The following is a 19,304-nucleotide window of genomic DNA, read 5'->3' as shown; positions in this document are numbered from 1 at the left end:
TACACAGTGCAATCGGTGTTCACGCTGGCGGGCACGATCGACGACGCGCGACTGCGCGCTGCCGCGGAGGCGGTGGTGGCACGGCACGACATCCTGCGGGCCGCGTTCGTGGCGACCGACGACGGGCCTCGCCAAATCGTGCTGTCGGACGCCGACATCCGCTGGCGGGAGGTCGACCTGAGCGGAGTCGCCGATCCCGAGGAACGGGAGCGGGAGCTCGATCGAGTGATCGCCCTGGACGCAAGAACCCGATTCGAGCTGACTCGTCCGCCGCTGATGCGCTGCACACTCATACGCAGCGGCCCCAACCACTACCGGTTCGTGCTGACCAACCATCACCTCGTGCTGGACGGCTGGTCGACCTCGCTGCTCGTGCGCGAGTTTCTGACGCTGTACGCCACGGGCGACGCGTCCGCGCTATCGCCCGCGCACTCCTACCGCGAGCTTCTTTCGTGGCTGCGCGAGCAGGACCACGCCGCGTCGACCACGGTATGGAAGCAATGCCTCGCGGGCATCGATACCCCGACACGGGCCGTCCCGGCACTGGCCGGTATCGAAACGACCGAGGCCGGGACGGTTTCCGTCGACCTGGTCCGGGACACGGTCGACCAGCTGGAAACGACCGCCCGCAGTTCCGGCACCACGGTGAACACGATGATGCAGGCGAGCTGGGCGATGCTGCTGGCCGTACTGACGGGCCGAACCGATGTGGTGTTCGGCGCAACGGTGTCCGGCAGGCCACCGGAACTGGCCGGTGTCGAGGAGATGGTCGGGCTCTTCATCGACACGCTGCCGGTGCGAGTGCGGCTCGATCCCTCGGAGACAGCGGCCGACCTGCTGGCCCGCCTGCAGAGCGAGCAGGCGCGGCTGATGGACCACCAGCACGTCGGCCTTGCTGCGATCCACAAGGCTGTGGGCCTCGCCGAATTGTTCGACACCCTCACCGTTTTCGAGTCCTACCCGATTGACCGTGAGGCTTTGGCGGCAGCAACGGACATCGCGGGCATGCGTGTGCTGGACGTCGAGGGCACCGACGCGACGCCGTATCCGTTGAATCTCGTGGTTGTTCCACTCCGCGGCAGCGATGGGCACAACACGCTGCGCATCACCCTGAAGTTCGCGGCCGACCAGGTCGCGCCGGAGGCGATGCGACCGCTGCTGGATCGCTTGGTCCAGTTGCTGACCCAGCTCGCGAACAACCCGCATGCCCTGGTGTCCCAGCTCCAGTACTGCGACGACGTCGAACGCGCCGAGCTGCTTCCGGTTCGTGGCGCGGAGTCGGTGCCGCCGCGGACTCTTCCCGAGATCCTCTACGCCGGAGCGCAGATCGATCCCGGCGCCATCGCGGTGAGCGCGGGCGAGCTCACGATGTCCTACGAGGAGCTCGACGCCTGGTCCAACCGCCTCGCCCGGGTGTTGCTGCGCCGAGGTGTCCGGCGGGAGATGTGCGTCGCGCTCGCCCTCGGTCGATCGCTGGAGTCGGTGGTGGCGGTGTGGGCGGTGGCCAAGACAGGGGCGGCTTTCGTGCCGCTGGATCCCCGCAATCCGATCGCGCGGATCGAGCACATGCTCGCCGACTCGAAGGCGCCGATCGGCCTGACAATGACCGCGGCCCGCGAGGCGCTGCCCAGCACCATCGACTGGCTGCTGCTGGACGATCTCGAGACGATCCGCCGGGTCGAGAAGGTCGCCGACGCGCCGATCACCGACGAGGAGCGTCGCGGTCCCATCGACATCGATCAGGCGGCCTACCTGATCTACACCTCGGGATCCACCGGCACACCGAAAGCGGTGCTGCTCGGTCATCGCGGCATGGCGAATCTGGTTGCGGACCTGAAGAATTCATTGGATCTGGATTCGACCGCCAGCGTGTTGCAGGTAGCCTCCCCGAGCTTCGACGCGTCGGTGTTCGAGCTGCTCGCCGCGCTGAGCGTGGGCGGCAGGCTCGTGATCTCGCCACCGGATGTCTGCGGTGGCGCCGACCTGACTCGCCTGCTGCGCACCGAACGGGTCACTCACGTGGCGATCACGCCGTCGGTGCTGGCCACGATGGAATCCGCGGGCCTCGATCGCTTGCGAGTGCTTGCTGTCGAGGGTGAGGCCGCGACACCGAAGCTGATCGAGCAGTGGTCGGGCGGGCGGCGGATGGTGAACCTGTATGGTCCGGCGGAGTTCAGCATCTGGGCAACCTGTCGCGGCGAACTCGAAGCGGACGATCCGATCACTATCGGCGGGCCGATCCGTGGGGCCGCGGCCATGGTGCTCGACACCTGGCTGCGTCCGGTGCCGATCGGCGTCGCCGGTGAACTGTATGTGGCCGGTCCCGCACTGGCCCGCGGCTATTTCAACCACTCCGCGACGACCGCGGGACGGTTCGTCGCCAACCCCTGCGGCGAGCCGGGGGAGCGGATGTACCGGACCGGCGACATGGTGCGCTGGGTAATCGGGAGCGACAACACGTACGAGCTGGAGTATCTGGGCCGCAGCGACTTTCAAGTCGAGATTCGCGGCGTGCGGATCGAGCTCGGCGAGATCGATACCGTGCTGTCTCGCGACGAACTGGTCGACCATGCGGTGACGATCGGCCGCACCGGACCGGCGGGGACGACCGTGCTGGTGTCGTACATAGTGCCCGCCGAGGGCGCCGAGGTCGACGGCGAGCATCTGCGCGCGGTAGCGGCCGACGCCCTGCCCGCGTACATGATCCCCTCCGCCTTCGTCGTGCTGGATGCGATCCCGCTCACCGCGGTCGGCAAACTCGACCGGGCAGCGTTGCCGACACCGAAATTCACCGACGGGCAGACCGAGTACCGAACACCCTCGACACCGACCGAAGAAAGTCTCGCCGATATCTACGCGGAGTTGCTCGGCCTCGACAAGGTCGGCGCCGACGATTCCTTCTTCACCCTCGGCGGCGACAGCATCACCGCCATCCAGCTCGTGTCCAGGGCGAAGCAGCGGGGCGTGCACTGCACCCCGCTGCAAGTGTTCGAGCATCGCACCGTCGCCGCGCTGGCCGCGGCCGCCGACACCGCGCGGGCGACGCTGCTTCCCGGCGAGCTGCCGGTGGTCGACCGCGGACCTGCGCTCGACGTCGTGTTGCCGATCCGGCTCGGCGGCGACGAACCCGCGCTGTTCTGCGTCCACCCCTCATCCGGATTGTCCTGGACCTACCTGGGATTCGCGGATGTGCTGGCCCCCGGCAGGCCGATCTATGGACTACAAGCGCCGGACCTGCGCGGTGCCGAAGCGCCGGCACGCTCGATCGAGGAGCTGGCCGATAGGTACATCCGCGAGATCCGCGCCGTGCAGCCCGCAGGGCCCTACCACCTCCTCGGGTATTCGTTCGGCGGACTCATCGCCCACGCGATCGCCACGAAGCTCGAGAACGCCGGTGCCACGGTCGGCGTCCTCGCGTTGCTCGACGCCGATTGCGCTGATATCGACGGTGGCAGTATCGAGCAGCTGTCCGCCGGCGCTTTCGTCAGTACCTTCGGCCCGATCGTCGGCATCCACGATGTGCCCGCCGATGCGTCCGCCCAGGAGGCCGCCGATCTGATCCGAGCACGGCTGGGCGGCGCTTCGCCGATCGACGCGGGCGCCATCGAGCGGATGGCCCGGTCGTACAACGCGGCGGCGCGGACCCGAACGGGATACCATCGTCCCGTATTCGACGGTGACATGGTGTATTTCAGCGCCACGGTCGATACTTCCGACCTCTTCGGCCCGGTCGGCTGGCAGCCCTATGTGACCGGCGAAGTCGTCAACCACGACGTAGCGGCCACCCATGACGAACTGACCTCGCGACACGTGCTGCCGACCATCGCTCGTCTACTCGACGAGCATTTGGCAGGTCGGCGATGAGTATCGCAGCGATGCGAACGTCCGCCGAACGTCACGCGGAGATCCTGCTCTAGCTCGCTGTCGGTGTCAGGGAGAGGTTCCACATATCGGCGTAGCGGCCACCGCCGCGCAGCAGCTCGTCGTGGCTGCCCGCTTCCACGACGCGGCCGCGGTCGACGAAGACGATGCGATCGGCTCGTCGCACGGTCCGCAACCGGTGCGCGACCATCACCACCGTCCGGCCCGCCATCAAGTGCTCGACACCCTGGTGGACGGCCGCCTCGTTCACCGGGTCCAATGCGGAGGTGATCTCGTCCAGCAGGACGATGGGCGCGTCCTTCAGCAGTGCCCGTGCGATCGAAACACGTTGTCGCTCACCGCCGGACAGCAATGCGCCACCCTCGCCGACTTTTGTCGCCCAACCGTCGGGTAGCCGCTCGATCACCTCGTCCAATCGCGCCGCGGTGGCTGCTGCCCGCACCTCGGCGTCACCGGCGTCGGGACGGCCGAGGCGCACGTTCTCCTCGATGGTTCCGTCGAAGAGATAGACGTCCTGGAAGACGATGGCGATCTGCGCCATCAACTCCTCGTCGCTGATCCCGCGCACGTCCACACCGCCGATGCGCACCGCTCCCGCGTCCGCGTCGTAGAACCGCGCGAGCAGTTGCAGCACTGTGCTTTTGCCCGCACCCGACGGACCGACGATGGCGAGCCGCTGTCCCTGCGGCACGGACAACGACACGTCGTCGATCACGACGCGACCGCCGTGCCGGAAGGTGACGCAGTCGAACTCGAGGTCGTGGCGTTCCGGCCGGATCGATTCGCGAGGTTCGGGCAGCGGCTCGGTGCGCAAGACCGCATCCAGTCTCGCCAGCACCGAACGCGCGCCGCGAAGTTTGCCGCCGATATCGGCCAGCGACAGTAGCGGATCGGCGCAGCGAGCGGCCAGCACCAGGATCGCCAAAACCTCTGCCGCGCCGGTATTCCCGCCGAGCGTAAGGTAGGCGCCGAGGGCCAGCAGCGCGCTGAACATCGCCTGCACCGTGAGGGTCAGGCCCACCACGCCGGGTAGTGCGGACACGGTCGAACGGCGGGACGCGCGCTCGAGCTCACGCAGCGAGTCGTCGAGCAACCGGAAGCGCTCCGTGGTCCGGCCACCGGCCCGTAGCACCGGCTGCGCTTGGAGATACTCGATGACCCGCCCGGTGGCCTCCTGTGCGCGTTCGGCGCTTTCGGCGTCGCTTGCGGCCGTCGACCGTCGCGTCCGGACTTGAACCGCCGCCACGAGCGGGACGGCGAGCACCGCGGCCAAGCCCATCTGCCAGTTGAAGGCCAGCATGACGACAACGATCGTCAGCGGAGTCACCGCGGCGGCGATGAACGGCGCCAGCAGATGCGCGATCACGCTCATCGCCTCCAGCACACCGCGACTGGCCAGGACGGACACTTCCCCGGTCCGGCTCGCGCTGTACCAGCCGAGGGGCAAGCGGGCCAGGTGATCGCCGAGCCGGTGATACATGCCGCGCAGCAGCGTGGTCCCGGCGCGGAAACCGGACAGGTCGCTGAGATAGCGCAGCACCGCGAAGACCGCGACCGCGACCCCGAACGCGATCAGCCAGGGCCGGGCCTCCGCGGGCGTGCTCCCGAACAGGGCCCGCAGCACCGGAACCAGCAGTGCGTAGGACAGACCCTCGGCGACGGCGGTCGTCGTCATCAGCGCCACGGTGCGGCGCACCGGACGGGCGTACTGGGGCCCCAGCACGCGCAGCAGCATTCGAATCATCGGTACTCGTCTCCTTGCAACGCACCGGAACGGGTTTCGACCTCGTCCGCGATCGCCGATCGATGGGATTGCCAGAACGCGGCGAACTTTCCGCCGCGTGCCACTAGTTCGGCGGGCCTGCCGCGCTCGACGATCGACCCGTTCTCCAGCACCACGACGGTGTCGGCGTCGGCAACCGTCTCGAGTCGATGGGCGATGACCAGGATCGTGCGATCACCTGCCAGCGTCGAAAGGGCTTGGCGCACCGCCTGTTCGGTCTGCGGGTCGGCGAAGGCGGTCGCCTCGTCGAGCACGAGCACCGGAGTGTCGGCAAGCAGTGCTCGGGCGAGCGAAATCCGTTGTGCCTCACCACCGGACAGTCCGGCATCCGCACCGAGCACCGAATCGTATCCGCGTGGCAGCTCGAGGATTCGATCGTGAATATTCGCCAGGCGGGCGGCGCGAACCACGTCGTCGAGGCCGGCATGCGGTACCGCCAGCGCGATATTGTCCGCGACCGACGCGCGCAGCAGTCGAACGTCCTGGAAGACGAAGGACACCATCCGGTAGAGCTCCCGGCTGCCGAGCTCGCGCAGATCGATGCCGCCCACGGCCACCGAACCGTGGGTCGGGTCGAAGAACCGCGGCAACAGCTGCACCAGCGTGGACTTGCCACTTCCCGAAGGACCCACGAGCGCGGTGACGGTGCCGGGCTCCAGCACCAGGTCGATTCCGCGCAGCACCTCGCGCCCTGTGTCGTAGCCGAATCGGACGCCACGCAGTTCCACCCGGTGACCCTCTGGTGTGCGCGGATGTTCGGGCTCCGGCAGCGACGGCACGGCCAGCACGTCCCGGATCCGGTCGACCGCGCGCCGGGCGGCCTGCATCTCGTCGAAGCCGTGGCCCAGCGCCGCCACCGGAGCGGTCAGGCCGAGTCCCAGCAGCAGAAACGGGAGCAGATCCGTCGGGGCCAGCGAACCGTTCGTGATGAGAACCGCGCCACCGACCAGCACGATCAGCAGCACGAACGGCGGCGACAGCACCAGCTGCATCCCCGCGGCGATCGGGGCGAGACCGCGCACCCACCGGAAGAAGGTGCCGACGAAATCGTCCACGGCCGTGCGGAATGCGCGATGGGCGCGCCCGGACCCGCCGAACGCCTTGACCACCGCGATCCCCTGCACGAACTCGACGACCGAACTCGCGACCCGCCCCATCGCGACGTCGAACTCCTCCTGCTCACGAAGCCGGGTCGGGGTCATCATCAGCGGAACCAGCGCCACTGCCAGCACCACCGGAATCAGCGTGATCAGCGTCAGCCGCCAGTCGACGGTGAACAAGTAGATCAGCGACACCAGCGGCACCACGAAAGCCGAGACCAGCTCGCCAGGGGTGTGGGCGATGAACGGGTGCACGGCGCTCACATCGTCGCCCACCAACTGCGCCAGCTCACCCGTTCTGCGGCGAGAGAACCAGCCGATCGGTACACGCCCCAGCTGCGCGGCCAGTTGCCGACGTAACGACAGTTGCACCCGGCCGTCGAGTAGATGCCCGATCCCGGACGACGCGGCGGTGAACAGCAACCGGACGAACAAGCCGCCCGCGCCCGCGAACACGACAGTCCAGACATGGCCGTCATCGATGGGACCGGGCGACACCAGGGTTCGCCCCAATTCGACAACCGCCAGCAACGGGGCCAACCCCGCGACAGCGCCGATGACTTGCAGGATCACCACGGCGGTGAAACTGCCCAGATAGGGGCGCAGGAGTCGGGAAATGCTCTGTTCAGCAGCGGAATCCGCCTCCGGGCGCGGCGGGGGCAGCACCCTCGCCTCGGCGATTTCGGTGGTGGTCATGGCCGCCCTGCCTTCGCCGTCCCCGTCGCTGCACTGTCCGAGCGCTCCAGCAGGTGGCGGCGCAGAAAGGCGAGGATCTCGGCGCGGGCGGGCCGGGCCGCCGGGACCAGTCCGGGCATACTCAGGAAGGCGTGCACCGCTTCCGGATAGCGAGTCAGCGTCGCCTCGACTCCCGCGTGCCGCAACCGATCGGCGTAGGCCGGTGCCTGATCTTCCAGCGGGTCGGTACCTACGGCTTGGACGAGGGTAGGGGCGAGTCCCGCGAGGTCGTCGCTGTGCACTGGTGAAATCGCACGAGGGTCGAAGGATTCGGGAAGCGCGATGCGTTGCACCGCACGGCAATTGGCCGGTGTCGCGGTTGGACTGTCCGCGTTCTCGGTGAACGAGGGGTATTCGAAGACGCGCTCGGTCCAATCCAGCTGCGGATTGATCAGCACTTGGGCGCGCACCGGCAGTCCCAGTTCGACCGCCCGGATCGCGGTGAGTGCCGCGAGCGTAGCTCCCGCGCTGGCGCCCAGCAGGGCGATCCGAGTGGGATCGGCTTCCCACCGCGCGGCCTCGTCGACGATGTGCGATACGGAGTCATAGGCGTCCTCCACGGGCGCGGGCACGGGGTGCTCGGGCGCCAGCCGATAGTCGACCGAGACGACCACGGCCGGACATTCGGCCGCGAGGTGACTGAGAAGCCAATCGTCCTGGTCCGGTGCGCCGAGAATCAATCCGCCGCCGTGGAACGCGACGATCAGCGGCAGCGCCGAGCCACCCTGCGCGGGCCGGTACACGCGCGCACTCAGCCGACGCCCTGGCAGGGGGAGAGTGTGTGTCGTGATCAGCGCGCCACGGTCGGGCCTGCCGGTGACGATTTTGCCCAGCGCGGACCGGCGCTTGCGGTGCTGCGCTTCACGCACCTCGATGACCTGGGCCGGGGTGATCGAATCCCAATCCGGTTCGGTCGAGAGCGCGGACAGAATCCGCACCCCCAGGGGAACTTTACCTCGCATGACTGTCTCCAGACTCCTCGTCGACCGCCGGGTTCCAGCGGCCGTACCGATACCCTGGCAAGCGTGACCATCGACGCGCTTTCGGAAATCTGCGGTCCGGCACGGACGCCGGTGGCGTGGGTGCGGCCCGGTCACGTCGGCTACATCGGGCCGGATCTCGGCGTCGACCCGCATTCCCCCTCGGTCGCGATGCTCAGCGTCGGCCTGGACGCGCCGCTCGTCCTGCACACCGCGCACGGGCCGAGACACACCGGCAGTTCATTCGCCCCCGCCCGCACGACGCAGCGCATCGTCGCCACCCGGGGATGGATTCTGGTGCTGTTCGTCGACCCTGCGGGTGCGCCCGCCACGGCTATCGCCGACGAGATGACCACTGCCGCAGGCCCTTTCGGCCTCAATCATCGCCGAGAGCGTGAGCTCGTCGAGCTGTGCCGTAGCCCCATCGTGGACCCGGACCGCATCTACGCCCGCGCCATCGCAGGCCCCGCACCCGTCACCGATCCACGCATCGAGCAGATCGCCGCCACCATCCGCAGCGACCCTGCCCGCCCCTTCCGCGCCGACCACATCGCCGCGAACCTGGGCCTGTCCACCACCCATTTCCTCCGCCTGTTCACCCAGCAGTGCGGCACCACATTCCGCGGCTATCAGCGGTGGAACCGCATGATCCACACCGTCCGCGGCGCCGTCGGCGGCCACGACCTCACCCGATCCGCCCTGGACGCCGGCTTCGCCACCCCTTCCCACTTCAGCGAAACCTTCCGCGACATGATCGGCCTGTCCGCCACCAAAATGCTGCGCGCCGGCATCCACTTCGATCTCGGAACCTCGCCCGCGCCATAGGATTCGCGATTCCCCGACAAGCCGCAACGCCCTGATGTGGTTGAAGCAGGTCCGTTTCGACGGACTGCGTTGGGAAACAATCAGCAGATCTCGTTGCGCACCAACGAGTATTCGGTCCCGGTCCGGTTCATCGACCGTCAGGTCCGGTCCTGCTGCGCGCCTCGGAGCTGGTCGTCTACGACGGAAAGACCGAGATCGCCCGCCACGAACGGCTGCTGGCCAAAGGTGGATCCCGGCTGGAACTGGATCACTATATGGAAGGGTCGCTGCGCAAACCCGGAGCCCTGCCCGGGGCAATCACCGAGCGCGAGGAGAAGAACAGTGTCGCCATCGCATCCAACGACAGCTACTCCGGATGGACGAAACCTTCACCGACCCGCGGCTCTGCGCGGCGATCATCGACAGGTTGACCTTCGGCGGGCACATCATCGAGACCGGCACGACTCCTACCGGCTTGCCCATCCGCGCGCTGGCAAAGCTGATCCCTCAGTGCCGCCGGTGATTCCGTGAACAGGATCCGACGCCATTGGAATACGAACCGCCACAAGCTCTCGAGCCGCAACAGGTAACAGTTGAGATCCGCGGAGCGACAGCATCGTCGGCGGGTGGAGCGGCATCACTGGATGATGCTGGCGACGTTGTTCGCGTTGGGTCTACCGATCAGCCGAGGTGAGCAGTCCAGACCAGGATGGTCTGGCGGGGAGGACAACAGTTATGGCGCAGGACACCGATGCATGGCTTCGCAAGGTCAAGAGGTTCAACAAGGTGATCATCTGGCTGCAGAAGATGGGGATCGCCCTTGGCCCTCACCACTTGATCACCACGACCGGACACCGCACCGGCCAGCCCCGGATCGCGGCGATCGGGGTGATTCCTATTGCGGGGCAACGCTACATTTTCCAGGCATACCCGAAGGCCGCGTGGGTCGCGAACGTTCGCGCAGCGCAGACTGTCACCCTCTCTCGCGGCCGCCGATCCTCGGTCGTGAAGTTGGTCGAGTTGCCCGTCGAGGAACGCCGGCCAATACTGCGTGACCACATCGCGAACAGTCATGCACGAGTCGGCAATCTGTTCGTCACGACCGGCTTGGTCGAGGATCCGACCCCACAGGCTGTTGCCGACGCCGCGGATCGGATCGCCGTATTCCGCATCGAGGCCCAGCCCTAGTTCGAACTCGACGGCGCTGGCGCCAGAATCCGCACACGCACGTCACTGCGACACAAACAGCACCGTTCGGCCGACACGCTGGCCGAACGGTGTTCATTTTCGCGACCAGAATCCGACGCCAAGCCGTCCGACTGATTCCAGGTTTCACGACCAACCGGCACCACAATTCGGTTCTGGCCCACTTTCTGTGACGAAAGGTGTTGTGCCGCAGAACCACAGATCTGGCGTCATCGTTGCGCGGCCGTGGGAAGCACGCGTTTGCGTAGCAGTGGAAGGCCAGCCCTGCCGAACATCTGCCTCTTGATCATTTTGATGTGATTGACCGGGCCCTCGACCGGACCGGAGTTCCAGCGCATGGTCAGACCGGCGACGTGCGCCGGTGTCGGAGCGAGGCGGGCGCAACCGGCCAACGCGCGCTATTCGAACCAGTGAGACCGTGATCCGGCTGGATGTCGTCCTGCTGGCGGCCCGCTGCTGCAACCGCTCGGGCTGGGCTACTTCAGTAGTTCGATGACCGGTGCGAATTTCTCCATAGCCGGTTCCTGCACAGTGAAATACGTGATTCCGTGGCGCTCGCGGAATTCGCGCACGTTTTCGGCGATCTGCTGAGGAGTGCCGATCATGACCGTGGGGGTGGCATCGATCTGGTCGTCGGTGAATCCGGGCAGAAACGCGCGCACCTGTTGGCCAAGGGTGTCGCGTTCGGACGGGGAGGCCACACCCCAGATGGCGACGTTGATTTCCACCTGATCGCGACGCTCACCGAGCAAGCCGTGCACGTACTCGGCGCGTTCGGCGAGCGTGTCCGGGTCGGCGGCGGTCGGCAGCCCGGATTTCGCGGGCACGGCACCGGACAGACTCACCACATCGGCGTGCTGAGCGGCCATGCGCAGCAACCGTTTTCCCCATCCAGCGATCAGCACCGCTGGGCCTTCCGGACGCGTGGGCGCCGGCCGGTAGCCGGGGTCGGCGTAGAGCTTGCGCATGGTGAGCACAGTCTGCTCGACATGGTCGATGCGGGCGCCTGCGCCCGCGAACGGTATTGCGGCGGCGTCGAATTCGCCTTCTACGTATCCCGCGCCCAGCCCCAGCTCGACCCTGCCTCCACTGAACTGGTCGAGTGCGGCGATATCGCGAGCGAGCAGCACCGGATTGTAGAACGGCGTGTTCAACACGAAGGTGCCCAGCCGAATTCGCTCGGTAGCCTGCGCCGCCAGCAGTAACGTCGGCAACGGAGCCAGCACACCGAGGTGATCGGGCACCGCGAGTACGTCGTAACCGAGCATCTCCGCACGGCGAGCTTGACTTACCCACTTCGAAGGCGAGTTCGGGAACGCAATGTTGACCCCGAAGCGAAAACCAACCATGTTTCGTTTCTACCACCACCCGCGTGGTCGACACCGCACCAGCGTCTCGTCGGCAGCGGACCCGGACCACTCGGCAAGGCGGACACCACGACGCACTGCCATGCCGCTGGGCGCTCGTTGGTCGACTGTCCGAAATCTGGCTCGGATCGATTGGGTGGCAAGGACCTTCGCTCGCAGCCATGGGGTTGCGGCGGGTACTCGCACGGGGGCCGCGGCTCCAGACCTGATCGCGGAAAGTGGGCCAGAACCCAAAATTCCACGACCAAAGCCACCTGCTGATCGCAGAAGGACATCTGCTCGGTCCCCGAGACTCGAAGCGGCAGTTTCAGCCCGGTGTTGGCCGTCCAATACGGCTCCCAGCCGGGTTGGCCGTACCAGGGCGAGGACTCACTGGCGAGCAACAGCAGGGGCCGGTCTGTCCCCTCGACAGCGACCGAGCCCAGGACGGGGCCGTCCAGGTTCACGCCCGCACTGATGCGGGAGTCATCATGCAGGGCTTGGATTGTGGTCGAACCGCCTAGCGAGTGGCCGAACATCCCGACCCGCGACAGGTCCATGCTCTCTGCCAGACGGGCCGGCAGGACGCGACCGTCTCGAGTTGTGGGCGCGGCGAGTCGATCCAGCACGAACCGGGTGTCGGCCACGCGTGTCGGCAGGAGGAGATCCCGCAGAACCTCCTGGGGTGAATCCAGCGGAACCACCGTGTTCTCGACCCTGCCGTAGGGGAATTCGACGGCGAAGGCTTCGTGTGTGTGATTGAGTGCGACCACGATATAGCCGTGGCTGGCCAGATCTTCGGTCTGGGCGATACTCCAGCCGGTGGTGTCGCCCATGCCGGGTGAATTCAACAGGACCGGAAAACGACCGCCGTCTGTGCGGGCGGGTTGATCCCGGTAGCTGTGGCTCGGCGCGAGTTCCCAATGCTCGGAAACACCGAGACTGGTGAGATAGGTGTGCTGGGCCTGCCTGCCACCGTGCGGCATCCAGGGATCGACGGGCACCCCGGTCGCCATATCGGCCGGATACCAGATCTGCACCATCAACTCGCGTCGGCGACTGGTGTCCCACGGGTCGACGCGGCTCGGGTCGACCCTGTGCAGGTCGGTGACTCCGACCGGATATGGGCCGGTCGGGGCCGGAATCGAGAGTGTCACTCAGCATCGCCTAGCGCCACTGCGGTCGTTCAGACGCGCAGCAGGAGGTAAGCGGCGGTTCCCGAGCCGATGACGGCGGCTCCGTAGCAGACCAGGATGATCAACGTACTGAACTGCTCGAGCCGCAAGCCGTGCTGCAGCGCGTACCGGAAGCGGTGTGCCCAATGGAACAGAGCCAGCGCACAGAGTCCGAAAAGGACCAGCCGGGTGACAGGATGACGCAACACCGAGAGCAGGTGTGCGTGGTCCGGCACGGAAAGCCAGTCCAACGGGAAGGCGAGGCCGAACAGAAACAGCAGCACCGGTATGAGCAGCGCGGCGGCCATCCCACCGACGCCGAACAGTATCCACGCGAACGGTTCCAGGGATCTCTTGTTCGTCATCGCAGCACCACCACCAGCACGAGCGCCGTCAGCAGACCCCACAACAAATAGTGCAGGCCGACGATCACGACCGGTGCGACGCGCCGGTTCCGTACCCGCACCGCGATCGCTTTGGGCGCGAGGTCGAACCAGGTGACCGTGTGCAGCAGCACGAACAGCAGGGCGACCGTGTTCAGTGCAACGACCCACCAGCTGGCGCTCCAGCTCAGAAACCGTTGGTATTCCTCGCTTCCGGAACTGACCGCATGGATCAGAAGCAGGAAATACACCACGAACCAGGCGACGAACACGCTGCTGAGTTCGCGCAGGGCGAAGAACAGGTACGAGCGGCGTCGCGCCCACCAGAAGGTGGAGACCGGCTTTCGGTACAACTGAGGTGTCGTTGTCATCGTGCCCGCCAAGGCATGAGGAGATCTCGGAGCGATTGCGTGGCCGCCGTCAGCTTGTAGCGCTGGATCGCACCGGCCGGGTCGACCCCCTTGGGGCAGGCGGTGGTGCACTCGCCGACGAACGTGCAGGACCATACGCCCTCGGCGGAGGCGAGCACGTCCCGCCGATCCTCGGCTCCTTCGTCGCGCGAGTCGAGGTTGTAGCGCTGGCCCAGCGCGATCGCCGCCGGACCGATGAACTCGGGCTCGAGCGCGAAGACGGGACAGGCCGAGTAGCAGAGCATGCAATTGATGCACATGCTGAATTGCTTGTAATCGTCCATTTCGGACGGTGTTTGCAGATACTCGCCATCATCGAGTGGCCGGTGTTCCTCCCTGATCAGCCATGGCTTGACCGCGGTCAGCTTGTGCATGAAGTCGCTGATCTCTACGACGAGATCCCGGATCACCGGGAAGTTGCGCAGTGGCTCGACCCGCACCGGCCCCGGTGCGTAGTCGGTCAGGAAAGTGGCGCAGCTCAGTTGTGGGTCGCCGTTGACGGTCATGCCGCAGCTGCCGCAGATGCCCATCCGGCACGACCATCGATACGAGACGGTTCCGTCGAGATAGTCCTTGATGTAGTTGAGGCCGTCGAGCACCGTCCATTCCTTGCGCAGCGGAACCTCGTACGACTGCGGTACCGGTTCGTCATCTCGATCCGGCCGGTAGCGCGCGACCTGCAGGGTTATCCGGTCCGCCATCGCCATCACCTCCCATATACGCGTTCGCCCGGAGGCCAGCGAGTAATCGTCACCGGGAGGTACGAGACGCGGCTCGAACCGTCCGGCTGCCGATGGATCATCGAATGGGCCAGGAACCGCTCGTCGTTCCTGGCGGGGAAATCGGTCCGCTGGTGCGCGCCCCGGGATTCCTCCCGTGCCAGCGCGCAGGCGATGATGCATTCCGCCACGTCGAGCATGCACGAGAGTTCCAGCACCGCAACCAGTTCGGTGTTGAACGCCCGGCTGTGGTCATCGAGGCAAGCCCTGCCGAACCGATCGCGAAGCTCGCGCACCTTGTCGGCTCCCTTGGCGAGGGAGTCGCCGTCCCGGTAGATCCCGGCACTGGTCTCCAGCGTCTCTTGCATCTCGGTGCGGATATGCGCGATGCGTTCGGATCCCTCGGTATGTCGCGTGAGATCCCGTTCCAGCCGGTCCTGTTCGGCGCGGCCGAGCGCGAGAACCGCCTGCGTCTCGCGGGCAGTGGCCGAGCTCGCGTACTCGGCGGCGGCACGACCGGCTCGCGCACCGAAGACCAGCAACTCGGGCAAGGAGTTCGACCCGAGCCGGTTCGCGCCGTTGATACTGACGCAGGCGACCTCGCCGACGGCGTACAGGCCCTCCAGCGGTGTCGCGCCGTGGATGTCGGTATGAATACCGCCCATCATGTAGTGGACTACGGGACGTACCGGGATCAGCTCCCGTACCGGGTCGATGTTCTGGTACTTCGTGCACAGCTCGCGTACGAACGGCAGTTTCGTGTCGATGAGATCCGCACCGAGGTGGCGTATGTCGAGATGGACGACGTGCCCGTACGGTGTGCCGATGGTCCGGCCCTTGTCGAATTCGTGCACGAAGGCCTGCGAAAGCCGGTCGCGTGGCCCGAGTTCCATACTTCGCATCACCGGCTTCGGTGAGGGGGTCCCGAGGTCGTAATCCTGCAGGTAGCGATAACCGTCCTTGTTGAGCAGCCAGCCGCCCTCCGCGCGCGCTGCCTCGGTGATCAGGATGCCCGTGAACGGGAGGCCGGTCGGGTGGTACTGAACGAACTCCATGTCCTTGAGCGGCGCGCTTGCCCGGTACGCCAACGCCATTCCGTCGCCGGTGTTGATATTGGCGTTGGTGGTGAACGGATACACCCGGCCGCAGCCGCCGGTGCACACGATGACTGCGCTGGCGAGAATGGTTTCGACACGGCCGGTGGCGAGTTCGATGGCAACGACGCCGCGTACCTTGCCGTCGTCGGCGAGTAAGGTTGTGGCGAACCACTCGTCGTACCTGACGATGTCCTGATACGACAGTGCGGTCTGGAACAGGGTGTGCAGCAAGTGGAAGCCGGTCTTGTCGGCTGCGAACCACGTGCGGTTGTTGGTCATACCGCCGAACGCCCGTACCGCGATGTGCCCGTCCGGCCGACGGCTCCATGGGCAGCCCCAATGCTCCAGCTGGAGCAGCTCCCGCGGCGCCTCCTCGACGAAGGCTTCGACGGCGTCTTGGTCACAGAGCCAATCGCTGCCGGAGACCGTGTCGTACGCGTGCTCGTCGAGACTGTCGCCCGGACCGGCGACAGCGGCAGCCCCACCTTCGGCGGAGACGGTGTGGCTGCGCATCGGATAGACCTTGGAAACGATCGCGATACTCAGGCGCGGGTTGTCTTCCGCGATGGCAATGGCCGCACGCAGGCCCGCGCCGCCCCCGCCAACGATCACGACATCGTGAGAAGCGGTCATGGTGGCACCACCCGGGCGTCGTCGGTTCAGGCCTCGAAGTCGGCGCTGTGCTCGTCCATCAGGACCTTGCCGTCATGGCGGACCGTTTTGATCCGAACGCTGCCGTCGTGGTATTCGTGCCGAATCCGGCGGCAGCCGCAGTCGTAACGCAGATCGTCGATCACCAGGCCCGCTTCGTCGTCTTCGCGGTGGCGAGCCCCGCCCCGCTGTTTCCCGCATGGGGCGCGTTCGGTGCTGAACTGCTCGGTGATGCTGAGCACGTCCACCTCCCGGCTAACCGGTGGCACACCTTACTGATCGGTGTAAGACACCTAAGCGTACGCGCCTTGCGCCGAGGCCGCAGGAGGCGTTCTGGGTCTCGCGAAGGTGCTCACCTGCGACGATGCGTTGTCGACGAACCGATTCGGGTTCCGGCCCCATCTGCTCGACGTGACAATTTCGCGACCATTTCGTAATGTATCGGTGATCATCTTCCCGACAGTAGCCGGTAACCGACATCATGCCTGGTCAACATCGAAAACAGACCGCAGCCTGGAAGCGCACCGCCCTGGCTGTGTGTGGCGCTGTGGCGACTGTCGCCGTCGTGCTGTGGGTGGCGATCCGACTGAGCCCGGCCGCCCAGCCCGCCGCCTCGGTCGATTCGCCGCCGTCGTCCGCCGCCGCAACCCCGGTCCCGACCGCTGTGCCACCGCCAGCTCAGATAGCGGCGGCGGCGGTCGCCGCCGAGCCGCCACTCCCGTCGGAAAAGACGGCCCAACAGCACCCGCCCTCCCTCCCGTGCTCGACGGAACTCGCCGGCGCGCAACCGCATGTGGCCCAGGTGGGCAACCTGCTCAAGAAGACGTTCGGCCTCACCGATATCGGCGGCGCCATCGGCCGGGGCGACGGCGACCACGGCGCCGGGCTGGCGCTCGATTTGATGACATCCGATTCCGCCCGCGGCGACGCGATCGCCGAATTCGTGCTGGCCAACAAGCAGCGCTTCGGTGTGACCTATGTGATCTGGCGGCAGCGGTACAACGACGGCAACGGTTGGTCGTATATGGAAAACCGGGGGAGCCCGACCGCCAATCACTATGACCATGTGCATGTGTCGTTCGCTCAGTCTGCCCATGTGGACGTGACTTGCTGATTGCGCGCCACTCCGATACGTTCGCGGTCTGCGCCTCGGCGGCCGCTTTGCCAAGCAAGAAGCCGCCAGCCAGGCGTCGAATTCCGACCACCCGACGCGCGGCCCGAGGTGGGCGGACCTCTTCGGGTACGGGAAGTATCGGTGCAGGTAGGACGGCGCCGTCGGTCTAGGACCACGGGGCCTACGGGCGGAACTCGAGTAGATCGGTACTCGATACTCCGGCTCCGGCCGGCGCTACATTCACCTTGGTGTTCGGGGCCAGATGGCGGAGGGAGCCATGGTGCCCACTGTGAATGTCGAGACAAAGCACGAGCCCGGTTTCGAATTGGAACAGGGCACGGATCTGATCGTGGTCCGGGCGCAAAGGCCGGGCATCCCGCGCAACCGCGTGGTCGCCCTGCACTCCAGCACTCGCCTGGCCATCGAGCATGCCGTCGGACGCGACAGTAAAGGACACGTCGCCCTCGTCGAGGTTTCGCTGCTGCTGCCGACGACTGGGGATGGGTAGTAGTCCGATGAAACTGCTGGTCGTGGATGACAGCGCCCTTTACCGTGAAGGGCTGGCCACGATTCTGGCCGAGGAGTGGGGGCCGGACGCGGTGTGCACAGCCTCGGACCTGGGCTCGATGAGTGCCGCGATCGGCCGAGACGGTCCGGACATCATCCTGTTGAATCTGGCCTCGGAGGACAGTCGAGCCCTGCTGCTGGCCGCCCGCGCGACAAGTTCGGCCACGCGCGTGGTGGTGCTCGGCGTGCGCGAGCATGATCGGGACGAGATCATCGAATGCGCCGAACTCGGTGTCGCGGGCTATCACCTGCGTTCCGAGCCGCTGGACCAGCTGTTGAAGTTGATCGTGGCGGTCGCGGCGGGGGACAGCCTGTGCTCTCCGCGGGTGACCGCGATCCTGTTGGCCCGCATATCCGCCAACGCCGCGCCTCAGGCGTCGGAGGCGCGGGTGCTGGGCCTTTCGCCTCGGGAAGCCCAGATCCTTGAGCTGGTGGATCTAGGTCTGTCCAACCGGGAGATCGCGGATCGGCTGTGCATCGAGGTGCACACGGTGAAGAACCACATGCACAACCTGCTCGCCAAGCTGGGGGTGCGGCGGCGCGCGGAGGCTGCGGCGGTGCTGCGGGGTCGCTGCGTACCCCCGGCCGCGGCGAACTAACCGAAAGGGGGACCAATCGGCTGCGGCCCGAAGATGGATCCGTTGCTCCATTTACCGCCGAGACGCGGGCGAACATGCTGATTCCATGGTTGTTCGGTTGGCGCTGGTGGGGCTCCCGCAGCTGCTCGCCGACCTCATCGGTGCCGCCTTCACTGCGGCAGACGATGTGGTCGTCGAACTGTTCGACGAGGAGGCCGCCGTGTCGTGCGGCGAATTCGGTACGCGTCGCCACGATGTGCTGATCGCCAGCGTGGACGACCCATGGGACGACGGATTGCGTGCCGTGATCGCTCGCAACTGTCCGGTGGTGCTCGGGGTGCAACCCGACGGGCGGGTCGCCTCGATCTACGAGATGCGGCCCTGCCCACAAGCGCTGGGTGCTCTCGACCCGCAGCAACTGCGTCGGGTGGTGCTTGATTCGGTGGGCTCGGCGGGGCTGCCCGCCGCGGGCGAATAGGAGTATCAGATGGTTGTCACGATCACGAACCTGCAGGCAACGGGTCCGCTGACCATACCGCTGGCCAGCGGCCGGGCGGTCCGGCTCGGCCCGGGGGAGCGGTCGCCGGCGTTGCCGGATGCCGACGTGATCGGCAACGCCAAAGTGGACAAACTGCGGAGCCAGCGGCTGATCGATGTCGCGGCGGTCAGCGATGCGTCCCAGGATTCGGCTGCGGGAAACGCCCACGGCGGCGAAACCGGCAAAACCCACGCGACAGTGGACGAGCGCGTGATGCGACATATTTAGGAGACGTC

The 19,304-nt window shown here is 66.5% G+C and carries 18 protein-coding genes and 1 pseudogene; 9 read left to right on the top strand and 10 right to left on the bottom strand.

Features of this window, described 5'->3' with window-relative positions; genetic code table 11:
• The first annotated feature begins 15 nt into the window (after positions 1-15).
• A complete protein-coding gene (locus tag AC3EO7_RS27775) occupies positions 16-3,864 on the top strand; it encodes a non-ribosomal peptide synthetase (RefSeq protein WP_435592839.1) in 3,849 nt (1,282 codons plus the stop codon).
• A gap of 49 nt (positions 3,865-3,913) precedes the next feature.
• Here the strand turns inward: AC3EO7_RS27775 and AC3EO7_RS27770 are convergent, their stop codons facing one another.
• Genes AC3EO7_RS27770 through AC3EO7_RS27760 form a run of 3 tightly spaced genes read right to left on the bottom strand, consistent with a single transcriptional unit; the run spans position 3,914 to position 8,462 of the window.
• Complete coding sequence (locus AC3EO7_RS27770) at positions 3,914-5,626, bottom strand: ABC transporter ATP-binding protein (protein WP_435592838.1); 1,713 nt, start codon at positions 5,624-5,626, stop codon at positions 3,914-3,916.
• A complete protein-coding gene (locus AC3EO7_RS27765) occupies positions 5,623-7,461 on the bottom strand; it encodes an ABC transporter ATP-binding protein (RefSeq protein WP_435592837.1) in 1,839 nt (612 codons plus the stop codon). Before AC3EO7_RS27765 ends, AC3EO7_RS27770 begins: the two co-directional genes overlap by 4 nt.
• Positions 7,458-8,462 (bottom strand): alpha/beta hydrolase, encoded by a 1,005-nt coding sequence (locus AC3EO7_RS27760; RefSeq protein WP_435592836.1) that lies wholly within the window; start codon positions 8,460-8,462, stop codon positions 7,458-7,460. The genes AC3EO7_RS27765 and AC3EO7_RS27760 overlap by 4 nt, the downstream gene beginning before the upstream one ends.
• A 63-nt stretch (positions 8,463-8,525) precedes the next feature.
• Between AC3EO7_RS27760 and AC3EO7_RS27755 the strand changes: the two genes are divergently transcribed.
• From AC3EO7_RS27755 to AC3EO7_RS27745, 3 genes and pseudogenes are all read left to right on the top strand, one after another.
• Positions 8,526-9,305 (top strand): AraC family transcriptional regulator, encoded by a 780-nt coding sequence (locus tag AC3EO7_RS27755; protein WP_431971982.1) that lies wholly within the window; start codon positions 8,526-8,528, stop codon positions 9,303-9,305.
• A 251-nt stretch (positions 9,306-9,556) separates the two neighbouring features.
• Positions 9,557-9,815: pseudogene (locus tag AC3EO7_RS27750) on the top strand (ATP-binding protein); the annotation flags it as partial.
• Positions 9,816-10,019: 204 nt separating this feature from the next.
• Positions 10,020-10,472, top strand: a complete 453-nt coding sequence (locus AC3EO7_RS27745; RefSeq protein ID WP_435592835.1) for a nitroreductase/quinone reductase family protein — start codon at positions 10,020-10,022, stop codon at positions 10,470-10,472.
• 494 nt (positions 10,473-10,966) lie between these two features.
• On the opposite strand, the gene AC3EO7_RS27740 is transcribed toward AC3EO7_RS27745, so the two are convergent.
• The 7 genes from AC3EO7_RS27740 to AC3EO7_RS27710 are packed head-to-tail and all read right to left on the bottom strand — an operon-like array spanning position 10,967 to position 16,513.
• Complete coding sequence (locus AC3EO7_RS27740) at positions 10,967-11,839, bottom strand: TIGR03621 family F420-dependent LLM class oxidoreductase (RefSeq protein WP_435592834.1); 873 nt, start codon at positions 11,837-11,839, stop codon at positions 10,967-10,969.
• Complete coding sequence (locus AC3EO7_RS27735) at positions 11,779-12,993, bottom strand: alpha/beta hydrolase family protein (protein WP_435592833.1); 1,215 nt, start codon at positions 12,991-12,993, stop codon at positions 11,779-11,781. The genes AC3EO7_RS27740 and AC3EO7_RS27735 overlap by 61 nt, the downstream gene beginning before the upstream one ends.
• 29 nt (positions 12,994-13,022) lie before the next feature.
• Positions 13,023-13,376: a fumarate reductase subunit FrdD gene (frdD, locus tag AC3EO7_RS27730; protein ID WP_431971986.1), complete on the bottom strand. Its 354-nt coding sequence runs from the start codon at positions 13,374-13,376 to the stop codon at positions 13,023-13,025.
• Positions 13,373-13,765: a fumarate reductase subunit C gene (locus tag AC3EO7_RS27725; RefSeq protein ID WP_435592832.1), complete on the bottom strand. Its 393-nt coding sequence runs from the start codon at positions 13,763-13,765 to the stop codon at positions 13,373-13,375. Before AC3EO7_RS27725 ends, frdD begins: the two co-directional genes overlap by 4 nt.
• A complete protein-coding gene (locus AC3EO7_RS27720; RefSeq protein WP_431971988.1) occupies positions 13,762-14,505 on the bottom strand; it encodes a succinate dehydrogenase/fumarate reductase iron-sulfur subunit in 744 nt (247 codons plus the stop codon). The genes AC3EO7_RS27725 and AC3EO7_RS27720 overlap by 4 nt, the downstream gene beginning before the upstream one ends.
• Positions 14,506-14,510: 5 nt before the next feature.
• Positions 14,511-16,253, bottom strand: coding sequence for a fumarate reductase (quinol) flavoprotein subunit (gene frdA, locus AC3EO7_RS27715; RefSeq protein WP_435592831.1), 1,743 nt, complete (start codon positions 16,251-16,253; stop codon positions 14,511-14,513).
• A gap of 26 nt (positions 16,254-16,279) precedes the next feature.
• A complete protein-coding gene (locus AC3EO7_RS27710) occupies positions 16,280-16,513 on the bottom strand; it encodes a hypothetical protein (RefSeq protein ID WP_431971990.1) in 234 nt (77 codons plus the stop codon).
• A 323-nt stretch (positions 16,514-16,836) separates the two neighbouring features.
• Between AC3EO7_RS27710 and AC3EO7_RS27705 the strand changes: the two genes are divergently transcribed.
• The 5 genes from AC3EO7_RS27705 to AC3EO7_RS27685 all read left to right on the top strand — a co-directional run bounded on the left by AC3EO7_RS27705 (position 16,837) and on the right by AC3EO7_RS27685 (position 19,296).
• Positions 16,837-17,385: a VldE C-terminal domain-containing protein gene (locus tag AC3EO7_RS27705; RefSeq protein ID WP_435592830.1), complete on the top strand. Its 549-nt coding sequence runs from the start codon at positions 16,837-16,839 to the stop codon at positions 17,383-17,385.
• A 289-nt stretch (positions 17,386-17,674) separates the two neighbouring features.
• Complete coding sequence (locus tag AC3EO7_RS27700; RefSeq protein ID WP_435592829.1) at positions 17,675-17,893, top strand: hypothetical protein; 219 nt, start codon at positions 17,675-17,677, stop codon at positions 17,891-17,893.
• 22 nt (positions 17,894-17,915) lie between these two features.
• Positions 17,916-18,551, top strand: a complete 636-nt coding sequence (locus AC3EO7_RS27695; RefSeq protein ID WP_435592828.1) for a LuxR C-terminal-related transcriptional regulator — start codon at positions 17,916-17,918, stop codon at positions 18,549-18,551.
• An 85-nt stretch (positions 18,552-18,636) separates the two neighbouring features.
• Positions 18,637-19,008, top strand: coding sequence for a hypothetical protein (locus AC3EO7_RS27690; RefSeq protein ID WP_435592827.1), 372 nt, complete (start codon positions 18,637-18,639; stop codon positions 19,006-19,008).
• Between the two features lie 9 nt (positions 19,009-19,017).
• Positions 19,018-19,296 (top strand): hypothetical protein, encoded by a 279-nt coding sequence (locus AC3EO7_RS27685; RefSeq protein ID WP_435592826.1) that lies wholly within the window; start codon positions 19,018-19,020, stop codon positions 19,294-19,296.
• Positions 19,297-19,304: the final 8 nt, after the last annotated feature.

It is taken from the genome of Nocardia sp. bgisy118, assembly GCF_057708605.1.
This window is presented reverse-complemented; position numbering and strand designations above follow the sequence as displayed.